This window comes from Bradyrhizobium sp. Arg237L, from assembly GCF_029990105.1.
GTDB lineage: Bacteria > Pseudomonadota > Alphaproteobacteria > Rhizobiales > Xanthobacteraceae > Bradyrhizobium.
Genome location: NZ_JAQMIL010000066.1, coordinates 1 through 20,047 on the forward strand (window position 1 = coordinate 1; position 20,047 = coordinate 20,047).

A 20,047-nucleotide genomic window follows, 5' to 3' on the forward strand; every position below is an offset into this window, starting at 1 on the left:
TTTGAGATTTCGACAACCTCATTCTGGCACAACTGATGCCGTAGGGGGCCGTCCACCCCATCAACCACAGGTGCTCGTGGTGCGCAAAGCCGTATCTGCTTGCTCGCTCCACAACAGGCATCGGTGGTTATGGGTCCTGGCCTTCGCCAGGACGACACCGTCATTGCGAGGAGCGCAAGCGACGAAGCAATCCATACCTCCGCAAGCGGCGAAATGGATTGCTTCGTCGCTTTGCTTCTCGCAATGACGTTGCAACCGACTGCATATCGTCATGCCGTCGTGGGCGCGCCGAGATGTACGGCCAGAATGTGCTCCGGCGTTTCGGCGACATCGATCCTCTCGCCATCGCCGCCGACGAAGGCAAGCACGGTGCGCTCGCCGTCGCGCCGCATGCTGCCGACGAGCGCGATGTTGATGTGGATGGGCTGCCCCGTCTCGAACCTCGTGCATTGAATCCAGAAGCGCATGGGGTTCTCCTTCTTGAGCCGCCGCAGGATACGAGACGGGGCCTCACTGTTTAGGCAAGCGACCGCAATTCGCGCGCGGCGGCCACCATGTTGGCGAGCGCCGGGCGCACCTCCTCCCACTTGCGGGTCTTCAAGCCGCAGTCGGGATTGATCCAGAGCTGGGTGTCGGAGAGCCGTTGCCTTGCGAGCTTGAGGAGATCGGTGATCTCGCCAATGTCAGGCACTCGCGGTGAATGGATGTCGTAGACGCCGGGGCCGATTTCGTTCGGGTAGCGGTAATTTCGGAAGGCGTCGAGCAATTCCATTTTCGAGCGCGAGGTCTCGATCGAGATGACATCGGCGTCCATCGCCGCGATGGCGTCGATGATGTCGTTGAACTCGGAGTAGCACATATGGGTGTGGATCTGGGTTTCGTCCTGCACGCCGGAGGCGCAGATGCGGAAACTGTCGACCGCCCAATCGAGATAGGTCTTCCATTCCGACCTGCGCAGCGGCAGGCCTTCCCGCAGCGCTGCCTCGTCGATCTGGATCATGCCGGCGCCGGCCGCTTCGAGATCGTGCACCTCATCCCGAATAGCGAGCGCGATTTGCCGGCACACTTCGCTGCGCGGCAGGTCGTCGCGGACAAACGACCAGTTCAGGATGGTCACGGGGCCGGTCAACATCGCCTTCACCGGCTTTGTCGTCAGCGACTGCGCGAATTGCCACCATTCGACCGTCATCGGCTGCGGTCGCGAGACGTCGCCGTAGAGGATCGGCGGCCGGACGCAACGCGAGCCGTAGGACTGCACCCAGCCGAGTTCGGTGAAGGCGAAGCCGGAAAGCTGCTCGCCAAAATACTGCACCATGTCGTTGCGCTCGAACTCGCCATGGACCAGGACGTCGAGCCCGATGCTCTCCTGCCAACGGATGGCGCGCGCGGTCTGATGCTGCAGATAGGTCTTGTACGCGGTATCGCTGAGTGCGCCCTTGGCATGCGCGGCGCGTGCGTTCCTGACATCGGTCGTCTGCGGGAAGGAGCCGATGGTCGTGGTCGGGAAGCGCGGCAGGTTGAACCGCTCGCGCTGCACCTCGACGCGCTCGGCGAACCGGCTGGCACGATGGCGCGTGCCGTCATCGATGGCGGCGAGACGCTGGGCAACCTTCGCATCGTGAATCCGCGGCGAGATCTTGCGCGCGGCCGCGGCGGCATCGGATGCTCGGATCGCTTCGGACGCATGGGCCCGGCCACTTCCAAGAGCTGCGCCGAGGGCGGCAAGTTCTTCGAGCTTCTGCGCCGAGAATGAGAGCCAGGTCTTCACCTCGGGATCGAGCTTCGTCTCCAGCGCGAGATCGATTGGCACATGAAGCAGCGAGCACGATGGCGCGATCTGGACGCGTTCCTTGCCGAGCTTTGCGACAACGAGCTTGAGCTGATCGAGGATCCGGCTCAGATCCGCGCGCCAGACATTCCGGCCGTCGATCACGCCGAGCGACAGCACGCGCTGCTTCGGAACATCCATGAGATCGCCGAGCTGTTCAGGCGCGCGCACGAGATCGAGATGCAGGCCGGCGACCGGAAGGTCAAACGCGACCGCACGATTGCCGCCGAGCCCGCCGAAGTAGGTCGCCAGCATGATCCTGATGTCCGGCACTGCTTTGGCGATTCCGGAATAGGCGCGCCGTAGGGCTTGCTGAGCGGCGGCGTCCAGATCAGTTGCGAGACAGGGCTCGTCGATCTGCACCCATTCCGCGCCGCGGGCAGCGAGCTCGCGCAACACTTCGATGTAGACCGGCAAGAGCCGGTCGAGCAGCGACAGCGTGTCGAAATGCGCGTCCTTGGACTTGGCCAGTTTCAGGAACGTGACCGGGCCGATCAGCACGGGGCGCGTCTGATAACCCAGTGCCTTCGCCTCCTCATACTCTTCGATCGGCTTGCGCGAGGCGAGCGCAAAATACTGGTTCTTGCGAAGCTCCGGCACTATGTAATGATAGTTGGTGTCGAACCATTTCGTCATTTCGAGCGCCGCCACGCCGTGCGTGTGATGGCCATGTCCGCAGGCCTCGTCATGCGCGTCGGCCTTGGTGCCGCGTGCCATCGCGAAATAGGTCGCAAGCGGCACTGCGCCGCCGGTCCAGCCATAGGTTTCCGGGATCGCGCCGACCATCGCGCAGGTGTCGAGCACCTGATCGTAGAACGAAAAATCGTTCGACGGGATCACGGTGATACCGAGCTTCTTCTGCCGCGCCCAATTGGTCGCACGGAGCCCGATGCCGGTTTCGATCAGCGTCTTTTCGTCCGATGCGCCGGACCAAAAGCGTTCCAGCGCGAATTTCAGTTCACGGCGCGGACCGATCCGCGGCGTTCCGAGAGATGCAACAGCAAGTGAAGTGGAAGACATTGGCTTAACCCCATGAGTTGGGGGCAAAGGCCGTAGTGACACGTCTGGATTCCCTGCGCGAGGTGTGCACGGAATCGCAACCGCACCACCGGGACACCCCGCCCGAGGACGTGTATGTTGTCGAGGCAGGTCTCCTGGCTCGCGGGTCGTTGCTGCGGTCCGGCCTTCCCGAAGCTTTGCAGGCTTCAGTGGCAATTGTGGACCGCGGCTCGCCGCTTACAGTTGCGGGGGCAGCTCCGGCTTCACACCGGCTTCCCTCTTAGCTCCGGAAAAAAGATCTCTCCGAAGAACCACGACGCGTTCACTTACCGGCAAGATCGCGCGAACGTCAACTCGGATGACATCACGTGCGCGTGGCGCCGGTTGTTCACAGCATCGACGGCATGGGCCGAAATTTCTGCGCTTCGCCCATACGTCCCATTGACACCATTCCCCAAATCGCACCAGATGTAGCTGTCACGGTCCATCATGACGCAAGGAATGGTGGCTAAGAGGGAAGCCAGTGATCGCGCATTTATCGCGAGAATCCGGCGCTGCCCCCGCAACTGTAAGCAGTGAGTTGCTCCCGACTTTAGACGTCACTGATGCGGCATCGCATTGGGAAGACGGGGAGTAACGCCGACCTGCGAGCCAGGAGACCTGCCGCGACAGCAAAAGAACGTCCACGGGCGGGGTGTCCCGGCGGTCGCTTGCAGGCTCATGTCGGTGCGCCGCCGGCATCATCACGCAGCGTCGCCTCCGGCATCCGGCCCCAACAAACATCACGGGGTCTGCAAGATGTCACTCTCTCTCGATCGCGAAGCAGCAGTCGCGCCTCTCATCCACCTGCGCCCCGAAGCGATCGCGGCGCCGGAAGCGCGGCTGCCGATGCAGGTGATCCGCCGCAACGGCACGGTGTCGCAATTCGATGCCGGCAAGATCTCGGTGGCAATGACCAAGGCCTTCCTCGCGGTCGAGGGTCATACGGCGGCAGCGTCGCGCCGCGTGCACGAGGCGGTCGAGGAATTGACCGCGGAAGTCGTCGGCGCGCTGTCGCGCCGGATGAGCGAGGGCCGCACCTTTCATATCGAAGACATCCAGGACCAGGTCGAATTGGCGCTGATGCGCAGCGGCCATCACAAGGTGGCGCGGGCCTACGTGCTTTATCGCGAGGAGCGGGCGCGGCAGCGCGCCGAGCAGCAGGCCGCGAAATCTGTGAAGGCACCGAGCGGGCCGATCATCCATGTGACGCTCGCGGATGGCACCAAAGTGCCGCTCGACCATGCGCGGCTGGCGATGATCGTCGGCGAAGCCTGCGCCGGGCTCGACGGCGTCGACGCCGCGCCTGTGGTGGCAGAAATCCAGCGCAATCTGTATGACGGCATCAGCCAGGATGAACTCGCGCTCGCCAGCGTGATGGCGGCGCGCACGCTGGTTGAGCAGGAGCCGAATTACGCCTATGTCAGCGCGCGCCTGCTGCTCGACAAGCTCCGCACCGAAGTGCTGTCCTTCGTGCAGGGCACACCAACCACTGCGTCGCAGGCGGACATGGCCGTGCGTTATGGCGAATACTTCCCGGTCTATATCAAGGCCGGCATCCGCGCCGAATTGCTCGACCCCGAGCTCGCCCGCTTCGACCTGAACAAGCTCGCCGCGGCGCTGAAGCCGGAGCGCGATCTCGCGTTCCAGTTCCTCGGCTTGCAGACGCTTTATGATCGCTATTTCCTGCATGTCCGCGGCGACCGGATCGAATTGCCGCAGGCCTTCTTCATGCGTGTCGCCATGGGTCTGGCATTGCGCGAGATCGACCGCGAGGCACGCGCGATCGAGTTCTACAATCTCCTGTCCTCCTTCGACTTCATGGCGTCGACGCCGACGCTGTTCAATTCCGGCACGCTGCGGCCGCAACTGTCGTCCTGCTTTCTCACCACTGTTCCTGATGATCTCGACGGCATCTTCAAGTCGATCAAGGACAACGCGCTGCTTGCCAAATATTCCGGCGGCCTCGGTAATGACTGGACCCGCGTGCGTGGGCTTGGCGCGCACATCAAGGGCACCAATGGCGAGAGCCAGGGCGTGGTGCCGTTCCTTAAAGTTGCCAACGACACCGCGATCGCCGTCAACCAGGGTGGAAAACGCAAAGGCGCGGTCTGCGCCTATCTCGAGACCTGGCACATCGATGTCGAGGAGTTTCTCGACCTGCGCAAGAACACGGGCGACGATCGCCGCCGCACCCATGACATGAACACTGCGAACTGGGTGCCCGATCTCTTCATGCAGCGCGTCGAGGCCGATGGCGCATGGACGCTGTTCTCGCCGGACGAGACGCCCGATCTGCATGATCTCTACGGCAAGGCTTTTGCCGAGCGCTACGCGTCCTACGAAGACAAGGCCGCGCGCGGCGAGATGCGCGTATCCAAGAAGATCCGCGCGGTCGATCTATGGCGCAAGATGCTGACCATGCTATTCGAAACCGGGCATCCCTGGATCACCTTCAAGGACCCCTGCAATTTGCGTTCGCCGCAGCGCCACGTCGGCGTGATCCATTCCTCCAATCTCTGCACCGAGATCACGCTCAACACTTCGGACGAGGAGACCGCGGTCTGCAATCTCGGTTCGATCAACCTGCTCAACCATATCGGCGAGCGCGGGCTCGACTCGGTCAGGCTGAAGCGGACGGTCGCGACGGCGATGCGGATGCTCGACAATGTCATCGACATCAATTTCTACACCATCCCCGAGGCACGGCGCTCCAACCTGCGGCACCGGCCGGTCGGCCTCGGGTTGATGGGATTTCAGGATGCGCTGCATGTGCTTCGTATCCCGCTTGCGTCCGAGGCGGCGGTCACCTTCGCCGACACCAGCATGGAGGCGATCGCCTATCACGCGATCTCGGCTTCCGTCGATCTCGCCGCCGAGCGCGGCCGTTATCCGTCGTTCGAGGGATCGCTGTGGAGCCAGGGCATCCTGCCGATCGATTCGATCGAGCTGCTTGCCGAAGCGCGCGGTGAAGTCGCGATGGACCGCTCGCGCACGCTGGACTGGGAGGGCTTGCGCGAGCGCGTCAAGACGGTCGGCATGCGCAATTCCAACGTGATGGCGATCGCGCCGACGGCAACCATCTCCAACATCTGCGGCGTGGCGCAGTCGATCGAGCCCGCCTACCAGAATCTCTATGTCAAATCCAACATGTCCGGCGACTTCACGGTCGTGAACGCCTTCCTGGTCCGCGATCTCAAGGCGCGCGGGCTGTGGGACGAGGTGATGGTCAGCGACCTCAAATATTTCGATGGCAGTCTCGGTGCGATCGACCGCATCCCCGATGATGTCAAGGCGCTCTACGCGACCGCGTTCGAGATCGACAGCGCCTGGCTGATCGAGGCGGCGGCGCGGCGGCAAAAGTGGATCGACCAGTCGCAGTCGCTCAACCTCTATATCGCCAACCCCTCCGGCAAGAAGCTCGATGCGCTGTATCGCGTGGCCTGGCAGCGCGGCCTGAAGACGACCTATTACCTGCGCTCGCGCAGCGCCACCCATGTCGAGAAGTCGACGCTGAAGGGCACCGACGGCAAGCTCAACGCCGTTACAGTTGCCCCGGCGATGTCCACCGCCCCGGACTTGTCCGGCGCCATCGCGTGCTCGATCGACAATCCCGAATGCGAAGCCTGCCAGTGAGCAGCGGAATAAGGAACAACACCATGCTCGACTGGTCAGAGCCCGCCGCGCCCGCGCGCTACGCGGCCATCCCCGTCATGAACGTCACCGCAGCCGGCAACCAGACCGGCCTCGGCGCCATCGATCGCCATGGCGGCCGTGTCTCGGTCGACGACAAGCGGATGATCAACTGCCGCGCCGACGTCAATCAGTTGCTGCCGCTGAAATACAAATGGGCGTGGGAGAAATATCTTGCCGCCTGCAACAACCACTGGATGCCAACGGAAGTCTCGATGCAGGCCGACATCGCGCTGTGGAAATCGCGCGACGGCCTGACTGAGGACGAGCGCCGCGCGATCAAGCGCAATCTCGGCTTCTTCGCGGCGTCCGAAAGCCTCGTCGCGAACAACATCGTGCTCGCGATCTATCGCCATCTGACCAATCCGGAATGCCGGCAATATCTGTTGCGGCAGGCCTTCGAGGAGGCCGTGCACACCCACACCTTCCAGTACATCGTCGAGAGCCTGGGGCTCGATGAAGGCGAGCTGTTCAACATGTACCGCGAGGTGCCCTCGATCACGGACAAGGCGGCGTGGGCGCTGAAGCATACACAGCATCTGGACGATCCCGATTTCAGGACCGGGACGCCGGAAGCCGACCAGGCGTTCCTGCGCGACCTCGTCGCCTTCTACGTCATCTTCGAAGGCATGTGGTTCTACACCGGCTTCGCGCAGATCCTCTCGCTCGGCCGGCGCAACAAAATGGTCGGGATCGCCGAGCAGTATCAGTACATCCTGCGCGATGAATCCATCCACCTGAACTTCGGCATCGATGTCATCAACCAGATCCGAATCGAGAATCCGCATCTTTGGACGAAGGCGTTCCAGGAGGAGATTCGCGAGATGGTGCGGACGGCGGCCGAGCTCGAAGCAGCCTATGGGCGGGACACCATGCCGCGCGGCTTTCTCGGATTGAACGCGGCACTCTGCGAAACCTACATGCACTTCATCGCCAATCGCCGTTGCGCCCAACTCGGGCTCGCGCCGGTATTCGATGAAGCCGACAATCCCTTTCCCTGGATGTCGGAGGCGATGGACCTGAAGAAAGAGAAGAATTTCTTCGAGACCCGCGTGATCGAATACCAGAACGGCGGCGCGTTAAGCTGGGAGTAACCAAGGTCCGGCGGTGGGACCCCTTCTTTTTGTGCATTCCAGACGGCACAAATCCGTCTTGCCAGACGCCATGAATAGGTGTTCATCTTTTGTAGCGATCCGCGCTCGATCGCCCAAAATAGTGAAGTCTCGTTCGGCCGATCCCGAGCCGGCGAGAGCCTGGGGACGGGAACCGCGCCATGGTCTATCGGCGAACCCATCAAGTGGTAAAGCGGCTGGCCGCCCGGCGCAGCGCCATTCTGGCGGCGGCGCGCGAAGCGGCGGCGGATGGCGGCATGGCCGCGGTGCAGATCGCGCCCGTCGCGGTCCGCGCCCATGTCGCGGCGGGAACCGTCTACCGTTATTTCCCGTCCAAGGCCGACCTGATCTCCGAGCTGATCGCCGAGGTTTCGCGCGACGAACTCGCCGCGATTCGCCGGGCGGCCGATGCCGCGCCGGGGCCGTCCTCGGCGCTGGCCGCCGCGGTCACCACGGTTGCCGTCCATGTGTTGTCGCAGCGTAAGCTCGCCTGGGGCATCCTGGCCGAGCCTGTCGATGTCGATGTCACCGCCTCGCGGCTTGCCAGCCGGCGCGAGATCGCCGGCGAAATCGCCACTCGAATCGATGCCGCGGTACGCGCCGGCCACCTGCCGGCGCAGGACACCGCGCTCGCCGCCACCGCGCTGCTCGGCGCGCTGCATGAGTCGCTGGTCGGCCCGCTCGCGCCCGACAATCTCGACGATCCCGCCAAGCTGCGCGACGCCGTGCAAACGGTGACGCTGCTCGCATTGCGCGCCGTCGGCGTCATGGACGCCCGCGCCCGCGGCCTCGTGGTGCAGGCCACCACGCCCGCGAAGGCGCTGGTGGGGGCGTAGGCGCCAAGAGCGAAGTAGGGTGGGCAAAGCGAAGCGTGCCCACCATCTGTCGACAGTTGCGTTCCGGAATGGTGGGCACGCTGCGCTTTGCCCACCCTACGAGGTTATGCGCCGTACGAACGCCCGTCACTTCTCCGTGTCGCTTTGGGGCGCGACGGAGGCGATTCGGACCATGTTGGTGGTGCCGGGGATGCCGAGGGGGACGCCGGCGACGATGATCACGCGCTGGCCTGCGCGGGCAAAGCCATCCCTGAACGCGATGGAGTTGGCGCGGTCGACCATGTCGTCCTGGTCGCGCGCGTCCTCGGCGACGACACAATGCACGCCCCACACGACCGAGAGCTTGCGGCCCGTCGCCAGGTTCGGCGTGATCGCAACGACCGGCACCTTGGGCCGTTCGCGCGCGACGCGGATTGCGGTCGAGCCTGACGAGGTCCAGCAGATGATCGCCGAGAGGTCGAGCGTCTCGGCGATCTGGCGCGCGGCATCCGCGATCGCATCGCCCACCGTCTGCTCCGGCTCGGCGCGCTGCGCGGTGAGCACGCCGCGATAGGTCGGGTCGCGTTCCACTTCCTCGCCGATGCGGTTCATGGTGGTGACCGCTTCCACCGGATATTTGCCGGCAGCCGATTCCGCCGAGAGCATGATCGCGTCCGCGCCCTCATAGACGGCGGTGGCGACGTCAGAGACCTCGGCGCGGGTCGGCACCGGCGCCTGGATCATCGATTCCAGCATCTGGGTCGCGACCACCACCGGCTTGCCGGCGCGGCGCGCCATCCGCGTCATCTGCTTCTGCAGGCTCGGCACGCGCTCCAGCGGCAGCTCGACGCCGAGATCACCGCGCGCGACCATCAGCGCATCGGATGCCTCGATGATGTCGGCCAGCCGGTCGATCGCCTGCGGCTTCTCGATCTTCGCCATTACTGCGGCGCGGCCGCGGATCATCTTCTTGGCCTCGTGGACGTCCTCGGCGCGCTGCACGAAGGACAGTGCGATCCAGTCGATGCCCGTCGTCAGCGCGGCCTCGAGATCGGCGCGGTCCTTCGGCGTCATCGCCGACACCGGCAGGTCGGTGTCGGGGAGGCTGACGCCCTTGCGGTCCGACATCTTGCCGCCGATCACCACGCGCGTCACCGCGCGGTCGGGCGAGGTCTCTTCCGCAATCAGCCGCACCTTGCCGTCATCGAGCAATAGCGCGTGGCCGGGCCGCAGTGCCGCCAGGATCTCCGGATGCGGGAGGTTGACGCGGGTGCTGTCGCCCGGCGTCTTGTCGGAATCGAGCACGAAGCTCTGGCCGTTGTTGAGCTGCACTGAGCCCTCGGCAAAGGCGCCGAGCCGGAGCTTGGGCCCCTGCAGGTCGACCAGGATGCCGATCGGCCGGCCGTAGCTGGACTCGACATTGCGGATGGTCTTCACAAGGTCCCGCATCTTGTCATGCGGGGTGTGGCTCATGTTGATGCGAAAGAGGTCGGCGCCGGCCTCGAACAGCTTGCGGATCATTGCGCTGTCGGAGGAGGCGGGACCCAAGGTCGCGAGGATCTTGATCCGACGTAGTCTTCTCATTGCTTGCTTCCGGGCGGTGCGGCTGGAGGTAGACCAGACGCGCCTGGAGGCGTTCCGCCCGGTGGATTGGGCAGGCCTGGCACTGGGGGAGTCCCCGGTGCGACCCCGCCCGGCATTCCCGGCACCTTCTGCGCCGGCTGCTCGTTGGCTTCCGTCAGTTGTACGGTCCACGCCCGTTGCTCCCCGGTATCGACCTCGAAGAAGCCAGTGCGGTCATAGCCGCGCGCCAGGCAATTCTCGGTGCCGCGAATGGTGAACTCCTTGTCGCGCGAGCACATGAAGGCCTGGCCCGACCATTCGCCGCCGCGGTCATAGTCCAGCGCGTAGATGTAATAATAGCGCGCGACCAGATTGCCCCGCAGCAAGGTCTCGCAGGAGCGCGAGGAGATGTTCCACCAACCCTCGGTGGTCCAGCCCTCCGCGTCCTTGTAGCCGAGCGCGATGCCGACCCGGCTGGCGGTATTGTTGCAGAGCCGGAAATCGGCCGCCGCGGGGCTGGTCCACAGGCACGCCGCCACAAGCGCCAGCATGGGCAGAAGACCGGCAAGCAGACGAGGGGGGAGGGGAAGGGAATCCAGTACGATCATGAGGCGAAGCTACACCGAATCATTGACGATTTCGCGTGGCTCGGTGGCGCCTGTCAACGGAAGGCAGGCGGACTTCTGCCATCGAAAACCGCCGATCCCACCCGATTTCATGCTGTTTTGCGCAGCGATGTGGCAAAATCTGTGACGAATCCCACCTGATATCAATATGCTGGGAATCACAAACCGGGATGACGGCCATGACCATTGACGACAGGACCAGGACCGAGCTGGAAGCCGCCGTGTTCCGGCGCCTGGTGCAGCATCTGCAGGACCGCACCGACGTCCAGAATATCGACCTGATGAACCTCGCCGGATTCTGCCGGAATTGCCTCTCCAACTGGATGAAGGAAGAGGCCGACGCCAAGGGTATCGCGATCAGCAAGGATGAGAGCCGCGAGGCCGTCTACGGCATGCCCTATGAAGAGTGGAAGGCAAAATACCAGGGCACGGCGACGCCGGAGCAACTGGCCACGATGAAGAAGGCGCATCCCGGGCATTGAGGCGAGGCCTGTAGCCCGGATGGAGAGCAGCGCAATCCGGGGTCTTTGCCGCGCGCACACCAAGATTCCCGGATTACGCTGCGCTCCATCCGGGCTACGGGCCTGTACCGGGAATCACGGACTTCTCCCGCATCTCTTGTGGGCGCGCTGTGGATGAGCGCGACGTTTCCTTGACGGGAGGCGTCCCAAACTTGAGGGTCATTTCCGACACGCGATGCGTGAGGAGCGCATACCGCTCAGGACGCCTCAACACCAGTTCCATTTCAGGAGTACCCGATGGCCACCTCCGCTGCCGTCAAAGAAGAACCCGCGACCCGATTCGCAAAAGACCAGCTCAAGGCCATCATCGAACGCATCGAGCGGCTGGAAGAAGAGAAAAAGGCGATCTCGGACGACATCCGCGACGTCTATGCCGAGAGCAAGGGCAACGGATACGACGTCAAAGCCCTGCGCACGATCGTGCGCCTGCGCAAGCAGGATCCGAACGAGCGCCAGGAACAGGAGACGATCATCGAGACCTACATGCAAGCGCTGGGGATGATCTGAGGCGCTAGCCGGATAACGACACCCCTGTCGTCCCGGGCAAGCGAAGCGCGACCCGAGACACCGCCGTCATTGCGAGGAGCAACGCGACGAAGCAATCCATGTCTCCGCAAGTGGTGGCATGGATTGCTTCGCTTCGCTCGCAATGACGGAAAGGATTCCGTTTCGATGTCAGACAGCGGCGGATTCCCGTTTTCGCGGGACGACACTGAATTTGGGGAGGCGAATCAGCGCAGCGCGGCGGTGCGGACGACGAAGGAGGTCGTCGGAAGCGTTGCGGTGGCGGAGCCGGTGAAGCTGTCGCAGCTCATGCCCATCATCGGATCGTTTGAGAAGGTCATGTTGATCCCGGCCTGCGGCTTGACGAAATGGGCGCGCATCATGGTCATGTCGGTATCGCCGAGCACGGTGGTCAGCATGGCGTTGCTCGCGCTCGGCGCCAGCATCACCACGCGCATCCAGAGATCGTTGCCCTTGGCGGCGGAGATACGGGTCGAGGTCGAGATCACGCTGCCCTGACCTTGCGCGCCCTTGGCGACCACGGTGTTGATCTCGGTTGCGGCGGCGCCGGCATTGCGGCTCGGACGGACGCTGCGTGGGACCGGCGCGGAGGCGGCAACGACATTGCTACGGTCAACCGACGAGTTCGCCGGGGCATAGGCGAGCGCTTTGTTGAAATTCTCCGACACGCTGGCAGTGGCCTGCGGATCGGTGGCACCGACCGCCTCGCGTGCCTTGAAGGCTGCGATCTGCGCGGCGGTTGCCTGTTTCGCTGCCGGTAGATCGTCGCCCCAGAAGCCGCGGGCATTGATGATGTCGGCAGGCGTCTCAAGCTTCGGCTCGGACTTCTCGGCGGGCGCCGGCGCTGCCGGCTTGGCCTTTGCGGCCGGGACGATCTGGGCGTCGGCTGCGGCGAGCTGGATCGTCGAGGCGAATTGCGGTTTTGCGCGCGGCATCGGCACGGGGTCGGCCGACTTGGAGTCGGCAGATCTGGCGGAAGCCAGGACGGGCGCGGGCTTCTCGACGGCAGCCGACGTAGCTGCGCCCTCGTCGTCCTCGTCGCTCCCAGCAGCCGGCTTGCCCGTGAACAGCGCGGTCAGGAAGCCGCCGATCTTGCCGCCGCCGGACGACGAGCCATCGCCATTACCGCGCCGCTCAATGTCGGCGCGGGCAAGCTCATAGCCCTTCAACGGGTTGCCATCGGAGGGGACGTGGACGGTGCGGCCGTCCGGGAACACCCTCGCCAACTGGTCATGCGTCATGCGTGGCCAGTGGCGAATCGAGCCGGTGTCGAGGTGAACAAAAGGCGAGCCGGAGGTCGGATAGAAACCGACACCGCCACGCTGTAGGCGCAGGCCGGCATAGCGGATCTGCTCGAGCGGCACGCCGGGAATGTAGAAATCCATCGCATGCCCCAGCATGTGCTGGCTGAAGCGCGCCACCCCGGAGGAGCGGCGGCGGAGCATGGCGTTAGTAGCGGGAGAGCGGTAGGAGGAGATGATGTTGATCGGCTGCTTGCCGTCGACGTCGCGATAGACTTCCCAGAGGATGTCGAAGAGCCGACGATCCATCGTGGTCTCGTCCTGGGTGCGCCAGTCGCGCAAGAAGTGATTGAGCTTCTTCAGCGCGTCTTCGTCGTAGCGGCCGTCGCGCTTGAAGGTGATGGTGAGATCTTCGTTCGAATGGGTGTGGTGGAAGGAGAGGGTGCGGGTCTCGTTCAAGGCGGTGGCGTCGTGAACCGATCCGGCGCCTGCAAGCAGCAATAGCGACGTCAGCCCGACCTGACATCCGGCTTTCGGGAACGACAGCAGTTTATAGTGGCGTGTGCGTACAGCCAGCACCGATGAGCCCACCCAGTCGTCGAGCGTTCGACCTTTCTTTCGCAGACCCCGGCGAAAGGCGGTGAACGCATTCTTAAAGCGGGACGGTTAACCGAGATTTACCATCCCGTTTCCCAAGTTGGCTCTCACCTAAACTGTTGACTGTGGCGAAAAAGCGCCGCCACCCGCGCCAAATGAATAATGGTTAATGTAATTGATCCCGCCGGGCGGGCGGGATCATTGATTTTGCTCTGGAATCTGGCGCGTCCCGAGAGCGGTGGATTAACGGGTGAACACCCCGCGCGACTGTCCGCGCCCAATCGGAGCGGGCGGCACAGGCTGGCCGCCGCCGAACAGCCGCTCGAAGAAGTTCAGGCCGGAATTGGTGTTTTCGCTGGCGATGCTGACGCCGGGCGGCAGGCTGTTGCGGCTCGGGCGCGAATAGTTCGGCTGCGCATGCGCCACCACTGATTCGAGGTCCTTGCCGCGGTTGTTCTTGAGCAGCGCCAGCATGCCGGCGTCGCGGCCATAGACGTCCTTCCGGAATTGCAACTTGCCGACATCGTCCACGAACGCGGTCTGGTAGGTGATGTTGACCGGGATCGGGGTCGGGAATTTCAGGTCGATCTCGCTCGAGCCATACATGCTGCGGATCCGCTCCGGCGTCCAACGCTCGTCCGTCATCGTGATGTTGAGCAGCACGGAAGCGTACTGGTCCGGGTTCTGCACGCGCATGCAGCCATGGCTGAAGGCGCGCTCTTCCCTGCCGAACAGGTTCTTGTCCGGCGTGTCGTGCTGATAGACCAGGAACTTGTTCGGGAAGTTGAAGCGGATGCGTCCGAGCGCGTTCGCTTCACCCGGTGGCTGCGAGATGTGAATCGAGCCGTCGCGGCCATATTCGAGCCGCAGGCCCATCCGCTGCAGCACGGTGGGATCCTGCTGCAGGGCCGGCAGGTATTCGTTGTAGATGATCGACGGCGGCACGTTCCAGGTCGGGTTGACCGTGATGTACTTCATCGTCTCGGTCAGAAGCGGGGTGGCGTGCTGTCCCGGCTTGCCGGTCACGACCCGCGTGGTCCAGACCGGCGCACCGTTCTGCATCACCCGCAGCGTGTAGTCGGGGATGTTGAGGATGACATAGGCGTTGCCGAGGGAAGCCGCGCCAAGCTGGCGCGGCAGCCAGCGCCAGCGCTCCATGTTGACGATGACGGTGTCGATCTGCCTGTCGCGCTTCGGGCTGTTGATCGCTTTCACGGTGCGATCGTCAAGCACGCCGGTAGGCTTCAGCTCGACGCTGCGCTGGAATTTGCGCACGGCTTCGGCGACCTTGGCGTCGTAACGCGTGTCATCCGGATTCTCGTTGACGCCGAGCTTGGCGCGGAGCTGCGGCACGCGCGGATCTTCCGGCACATCCGCCGGCTGCTTTTTGGTGGCGGGCTTGTAGGCCAGCACCGGCCCCTCGGTGATCTCGATCGCCGGGCCATCGCCCTGGCCGCGCAACTCGGCGAGCTTGGCCTTGAGCTCGCGGTAGAGCTTGTGCGGCGGGTTGTAGCTGTCCAGCGCGGCGGAGGCGTCCTTCGCGCCGGTCACGTTGGCGAGGACTTCCGACGGATCGATCGGATGCTCGGGATAGAGGATGTCGGCCGAGACCTGCGACCAGTGCATCCGGCCGCTCTGCGCCTGACGCGCATAATCCAGCATGCTGGCGGTGAGCTTCAGCTCGGCTTCCGCCAGCGCGTCGGGCGAGGAGAAGGCCAAGGCAAACTCCGGCACCGGATAGTCTTCCGGGTTGAGGCCATCGGAGGCGGCGTCCTTGAGCCGCGCGATCACGCCCTTGCCGGTTGCGGTCAGCTTGCCGCCTTGCGTGAACACCGGCGCATAGTCGCGCGCGGAGTAGAACTTCTCGACCGCGGCGCGCTCGTTCTTGCGGTCAAAGGTGCGCAGCGTCTTGCCGGCCAGCGTCTCGCGAAGCTTGTCGGCAACCAGCTGATCTTCCGCCGGCACGTTGCTCGCAGCCTTGACCGGCTCTTTGGCGGGCTCGGCTACAGGCGCGTTGGCGGTTGCCGGAGCAGGCGCCGTGACGGACGCAGGAGCGGCGGCGGTCGCAGCAGCGGGCCCGGCTGAAGGCGTCACCGTGGCGGTGTCGTTCTTGACTGGCTCCTTCGCCGTGTCCTTGGGCGCGTCCTTCGCCACGTCGCTCGGCTTCGGTTCGGCGGCGGGCGCGGTGACGACATCGGCCGGCTTGGATTCGAGCTTGGGCTCAGCGGTTTTGGTGGCGGCGTCGGGTTCGCTCGGCGTGATGGCGTCCTTCGTCGCATCCGGCACCGAGGCGGTGGTGTCCAGCTTGATATCGGCCGCGGTCGGCGGCGGAACGTTGGCAGGCTCGGGACGCGGGATCGCGGCATCGATCGCGAGTTCTGCGGCGCTGGCGCGCGGCGCGTCCGACTGGGCCAGCGCTGAGGTCGCAGAGACCGTCAGGAACGTCGCGGCGACGGCCATCAGCACGCGGTCGAATCCGGTACGGCCTTTCGAACAGTCACGCATCGTCACACCCCCTGGGGCGAACTGCCCGGCTTTGGAACAGTTCTCACATCATGGTCCTGGAGCCCGATGACGCTTCGTTAGAGCCGTCATCACGCTCGATTTGTTCGAGCATGACCTTCCCGGATCATGCCCTCAGATTGCGCGGAAGCGCCGGCCTCACTCGATCAAAACTGCTTCACGCCTGCACGCAACAAAATCAACGCAGACGATACATACGCCCCCTTCATGCAGCCAGCGCCATGCGGGGCAACTCACGACAAACTGACCTTGACTAACCACTTGCACTCGATCTTGCGCGATTTTTGCCACGCGGCACCCCGTTTGTCTGTCACCCCCAAGCCACGGTTCAATAGGTTCCGGACTGAGCATGCGAAGCCACGACCTAATGCCCGCTCTGGGGCATAAACGCCGATCGGCTCAATTGGTGCCGCCGGCGCCGTCGGCGGAGTCATTTGCCGCGGCTTCGTCGATCTTGCGGTAGAGCGTCGAGCGGCCGATCTTCAGGCGCCGCGCGACCTCCGACATCTGCCCGCGATAATGCGAGATCGCGAAGCGGATGATCTCGTTCTCCATCTCTTCCAGTGGCCGCACGTCGCCGCTGCTGGTCAGCATCGAGAGGCTGCCGGCGGCAGGTAGTGGGGCGATGGGTATGTCGTTACCCGATACCATTGCGGGCGCGGTCGACGGAGCGACGATCAGCGGCTCGCCATGCGTCGGGGCTGGGTCAGCAAGTGGATGCGCGGCGACCTGCGGAAAGTCGGCGAGGTCAAGCTGGTCGCCATCGCTCATGACCACGGCGCGATACACCGTGTTCTCGAGCTGGCGGATGTTGCCGGGCCAATCGAGCTGCGAAAGATGCGCCATCGCCTCGCCGCTGATGCCGGTGATGTTGCGGTTTTCCTCGGCGTTGAAGCGCGCGAGGAAATGCCGCAGCAGATGCGGGATGTCTTCGCGCCGCTGCCGCAGCGGAGGAATCGTCAGCGGCAAGACGTGCAGGCGGTAGAATAGGTCCTCGCGGAATTGGCCGGCTTTCACCAGTTCGAGCAATCTGCGATTGGTGGCGGAGATGATGCGGACGTCGACCTTCACCGGCTTGCGGCCGCCGACGGCTTCCACCGTGCCCTCCTGCAGCGCACGCAAGAGCTTCACCTGCGCGGTCAGCGGCAGTTCGCCGACCTCATCGAGGAAGAGTGTGCCGCCATGGGCTTCCACGAACTTGCCCATGTGGCGTTCGGTGGCGCCGGTGAACGCGCCCTTCTCATGGCCGAACAGGATCGACTCCACGAGATTGTCGGGGATCGCACCGCAGTTCACCGCGACGAACGGCTTCGATTTGCGCTCGCTGCTGCCGTGGATGGCGCGGGCGAACAATTCCTTGCCGACGCCGGATTCGCCTTCGATCAATACCGGAATGGCTGATGAGGCGGCCTTCTGCGCGGTGCGCAGCACGCTTGTCATCGCTTCGCTGCGGGTGATGATGTCGGTGAACGTGAGCCGCCCCTCGCGGCTGTGGCGGATGCGCTGCAATTCACCCTTGAGTGCAGAAGTGTTCAGCGCGTTGCGCAAGGATACCTGCAGCCGCTCGAAGCCGACCGGCTTGACGACGAAATCCTGGGCGCCGGCGCGCATCGCCGAGACCACGTTGTCGATGCCGCCATGTGCGGTCTGCACGATGACGGGGACGTTCAAACCAGCGTCACGAATCTTTGCGAGCACGCCCAAGCCGTCGAGGCCGGGCATCACGAGGTCGAGCACGACCGCATCGATGGTCTGGTTTTCCTGGGCGGTGAGTGCGGCGATGGCATCGTCGCCGCTGTCGACTACGAGGGGCTGGTAGCCGCATTTTTGCACCATGTTTTCAACCAGACGGCGCTGTACTGCGTCATCATCGGCAATCAAAATGGTGGCAACCATGGTTTTCCCCGCGCGTTACGCTTATCTGTCTCGAATCGGGGCACTCTCGCCGAAGCCGATTAACGCCCTCTTAAACGTTGCCCATCCCCGCACATTTCGCCGCCGCATCTCCGATTGAACACAGGTTACCAGCAAGATGACCTCGCGCTCCTCCGCTCTCCGCAAACCAACGCAACGCAAGCCGGCCAATGCCAAATCCGCCGCAAACAAGTCCGCCGCGAAGAAGACCGCGGGAAAGACCGGCAAATTGCCGGAATGGAATCTCGTCGATCTCTATTCCGGCATCGACGCACCGGAAGTCGCGCGCGACCTTGCGAAGATGGATGCAGATTGCGTCGCGTTTGAGACCGACCACAGGGGCAAGCTCGCGGAACATACGGCGCGGGAAGATGGCGGAAAGTGGCTCGCGGAAGCCGTGCGACGCTATGAAGCGATCGACGATCTCGCCGGCCGGCTCGGCTCCTTTGCCGGCCTGGTGCATGCCGGCGACAGCGTCGATCCCGCGATCACGAAATTTTACGGCGATGTTTCAGAGCGCCTGACGGCTGCCTCGACGCATCTTCTGTTCTTCGCGCTCGAGCTCAACCGCATTGACGATGATGTGATCGAGCGCGCGATGCAGGCGGAAGACCTCGCATATTACCGGCCCTGGATCGAGGATCTGCGCAAGGAGAAGCCGTATCAACTCGAGGATCGCATCGAGCAGCTTTTCCACGAGAAGTCGCAGAGCGGCTATGCCGCCTGGAACCGGCTGTTCGACCAGACCATCGCCGGCCTGCGCTTCAAGGTCGGCGCCAAGGAACTCGCGATCGAGCCGACGCTCAATTTCCTGCAGGACCGCGATGGCGTAAAGCGCAAGGCGGCGGCGGAGGCGCTGGCGAAAACCTTCAAGGCCAATGAGCGCACCTTCGCGCTTGTCACCAACACGCTCGCCAAGGACAAGGAGATTTCCGACCGTTGGCGCGGCTTCCAGGATGTCGCCGATTCCCGCCATCTCAACAACCGCGTCGAGCGCGAGGTCGTGGATGCGCTGGTCGCGTCCGTGCGCGCCGCCTATCCGAAACTGTCGCATCGCTACTACCGGCTGAAGGCGGGCTGGTTCAAAAAGAAGAAGCTGCCGCATTGGGACCGCAACGCGCCATTGCCCTTTGCCGCGACCGGCACGATCGCCTGGCCCGAGGCGCGCAACATGGTGCTGTCGGCCTATCGCGGTTTTTCCACCGACATGGCCGCGATCGCCGAGCGCTTCTTCACCGACCGCTGGATCGATGCGCCGGTCAGGCCGGGCAAGGCGCCCGGCGCCTTCTCGCATCCGACCACGCCGTCAGCGCACCCTTACGTGCTGATGAACTATCAGGGCAAGCCGCGCGACGTGATGACGCTCGCGCATGAGCTCGGCCATGGCGTGCACCAGGTGCTGGCGGCAAAGAACGGCGCCCTGATGGCGCCGACGCCGCTGACGCTTGCGGAGACCGCGAGCGTGTTCGGGGAGATGCTGACCTTCAAGCGCCTTTTGACCGAGACCAAGAGCGCCAAGCAGCGTCAGGCGCTGCTCGCCGGCAAGGTCGAGGACATGATCAACACCGTGGTGCGGCAGATCGCGTTCTATTCGTTCGAGCGCGCGGTGCACACCGAGCGCAAGAACGGCGAATTGACTGCCGAGCGGATCGGCCAGATCTGGCTTTCCGTGCAGAACGAGAGCCTAGGGCCGGCGATCGAAATCAAGCCCGGTTATGAGAATTTCTGGATGTACATCCCGCATTTCATCCATTCGCCGTTCTACGTCTACGCCTATGCGTTCGGCGACTGCCTGGTGAATTCGCTCTATGCGGTCTACGAGCACGCCTCCGACGGCTTTGCGGAACGCTATCTCGACATGCTCGCAGCCGGCGGAACCAAGCATTATTCGGAACTGCTCAAGCCATTCGGCCTCGACGCCAAGGACCCCAAGTTCTGGGACGGCGGGCTGTCGGTGATCTCGGGCATGATCGACGAACTCGAAGCGATGGGCTGAAGGGCCAGGGCGTAAAACATCTGTTGAACGAGGTTTTAGAGCGCGTTATACTGAT

Annotated in this window: 13 protein-coding genes and 2 riboswitches; of the genes, 6 read left to right on the plus strand and 7 right to left on the minus strand. The window is 63.8% G+C overall.

Features of this window, described 5'->3' with window-relative positions:
• Positions 1-269 precede the first annotated feature (269 nt).
• Positions 270-467, minus strand: a complete 198-nt coding sequence (locus tag OZ411_RS31730) for a hypothetical protein (protein ID WP_282531112.1) — start codon at positions 465-467, stop codon at positions 270-272.
• Positions 468-517: 50 nt separating this feature from the next.
• Positions 518-2,848 carry a 5-methyltetrahydropteroyltriglutamate--homocysteine S-methyltransferase gene (gene metE, locus OZ411_RS31735; RefSeq protein WP_282531113.1) on the minus strand — a complete coding sequence of 777 codons (2,331 nt, stop codon included), beginning with the start codon at positions 2,846-2,848 and terminating at the stop codon, positions 518-520.
• A 106-nt stretch (positions 2,849-2,954) separates the two neighbouring features.
• Positions 2,955-3,158: riboswitch (cobalamin riboswitch) on the minus strand.
• Positions 3,159-3,290: 132 nt separating this feature from the next.
• A riboswitch (cobalamin riboswitch) is annotated at positions 3,291-3,510 on the plus strand.
• Positions 3,511-3,625: 115 nt separating this feature from the next.
• Between metE and OZ411_RS31740 the strand changes: the two genes are divergently transcribed.
• From OZ411_RS31740 to OZ411_RS31750, 3 genes are all read left to right on the plus strand, one after another.
• Positions 3,626-6,502, plus strand: a complete 2,877-nt coding sequence (locus OZ411_RS31740) for a ribonucleoside-diphosphate reductase subunit alpha (protein ID WP_282531114.1) — start codon at positions 3,626-3,628, stop codon at positions 6,500-6,502.
• 23 nt (positions 6,503-6,525) lie between these two features.
• Positions 6,526-7,653, plus strand: a complete 1,128-nt coding sequence (locus OZ411_RS31745) for a ribonucleotide-diphosphate reductase subunit beta (RefSeq protein ID WP_282531115.1) — start codon at positions 6,526-6,528, stop codon at positions 7,651-7,653.
• 179 nt (positions 7,654-7,832) lie between these two features.
• Positions 7,833-8,507, plus strand: coding sequence for a TetR/AcrR family transcriptional regulator (locus tag OZ411_RS31750; protein ID WP_130579699.1), 675 nt, complete (start codon positions 7,833-7,835; stop codon positions 8,505-8,507).
• Between the two features lie 126 nt (positions 8,508-8,633).
• Here OZ411_RS31750 and pyk read toward each other — a convergent pair whose 3' ends face one another.
• Entirely contained in the window at positions 8,634-10,070 is a 1,437-nt protein-coding gene (pyk, locus tag OZ411_RS31755) for a pyruvate kinase (RefSeq protein WP_130579700.1), read from the minus strand.
• Positions 10,067-10,600 carry a DUF1036 domain-containing protein gene (locus tag OZ411_RS31760; RefSeq protein WP_282531116.1) on the minus strand — a complete coding sequence of 178 codons (534 nt, stop codon included), beginning with the start codon at positions 10,598-10,600 and terminating at the stop codon, positions 10,067-10,069. Before OZ411_RS31760 ends, pyk begins: the two co-directional genes overlap by 4 nt.
• Before the next feature lie 254 nt (positions 10,601-10,854).
• On the opposite strand from OZ411_RS31760, the gene OZ411_RS31765 reads away from it, so the two are divergent.
• A complete protein-coding gene (locus OZ411_RS31765; protein WP_282531117.1) occupies positions 10,855-11,157 on the plus strand; it encodes a DUF1244 domain-containing protein in 303 nt (100 codons plus the stop codon).
• A gap of 276 nt (positions 11,158-11,433) precedes the next feature.
• Positions 11,434-11,703 (plus strand): DUF2312 domain-containing protein, encoded by a 270-nt coding sequence (locus OZ411_RS31770; RefSeq protein ID WP_028163653.1) that lies wholly within the window; start codon positions 11,434-11,436, stop codon positions 11,701-11,703.
• A 224-nt stretch (positions 11,704-11,927) separates the two neighbouring features.
• Here OZ411_RS31770 and OZ411_RS31775 read toward each other — a convergent pair whose 3' ends face one another.
• The 3 genes from OZ411_RS31775 to OZ411_RS31785 all read right to left on the minus strand — a co-directional run bounded on the left by OZ411_RS31775 (position 11,928) and on the right by OZ411_RS31785 (position 17,978).
• Complete coding sequence (locus OZ411_RS31775; protein ID WP_282531118.1) at positions 11,928-13,541, minus strand: DUF882 domain-containing protein; 1,614 nt, start codon at positions 13,539-13,541, stop codon at positions 11,928-11,930.
• 261 nt (positions 13,542-13,802) lie between these two features.
• Positions 13,803-16,064 (minus strand): L,D-transpeptidase family protein, encoded by a 2,262-nt coding sequence (locus tag OZ411_RS31780; RefSeq protein WP_282531119.1) that lies wholly within the window; start codon positions 16,062-16,064, stop codon positions 13,803-13,805.
• A gap of 417 nt (positions 16,065-16,481) precedes the next feature.
• Positions 16,482-17,978: a sigma-54 dependent transcriptional regulator gene (locus OZ411_RS31785; RefSeq protein WP_282531120.1), complete on the minus strand. Its 1,497-nt coding sequence runs from the start codon at positions 17,976-17,978 to the stop codon at positions 16,482-16,484.
• Positions 17,979-18,114: 136 nt separating this feature from the next.
• On the opposite strand from OZ411_RS31785, the gene OZ411_RS31790 reads away from it, so the two are divergent.
• Entirely contained in the window at positions 18,115-19,992 is a 1,878-nt protein-coding gene (locus OZ411_RS31790; RefSeq protein ID WP_282531121.1) for a M3 family oligoendopeptidase, read from the plus strand.
• The last annotated feature ends 55 nt before the right edge of the window (positions 19,993-20,047 follow it).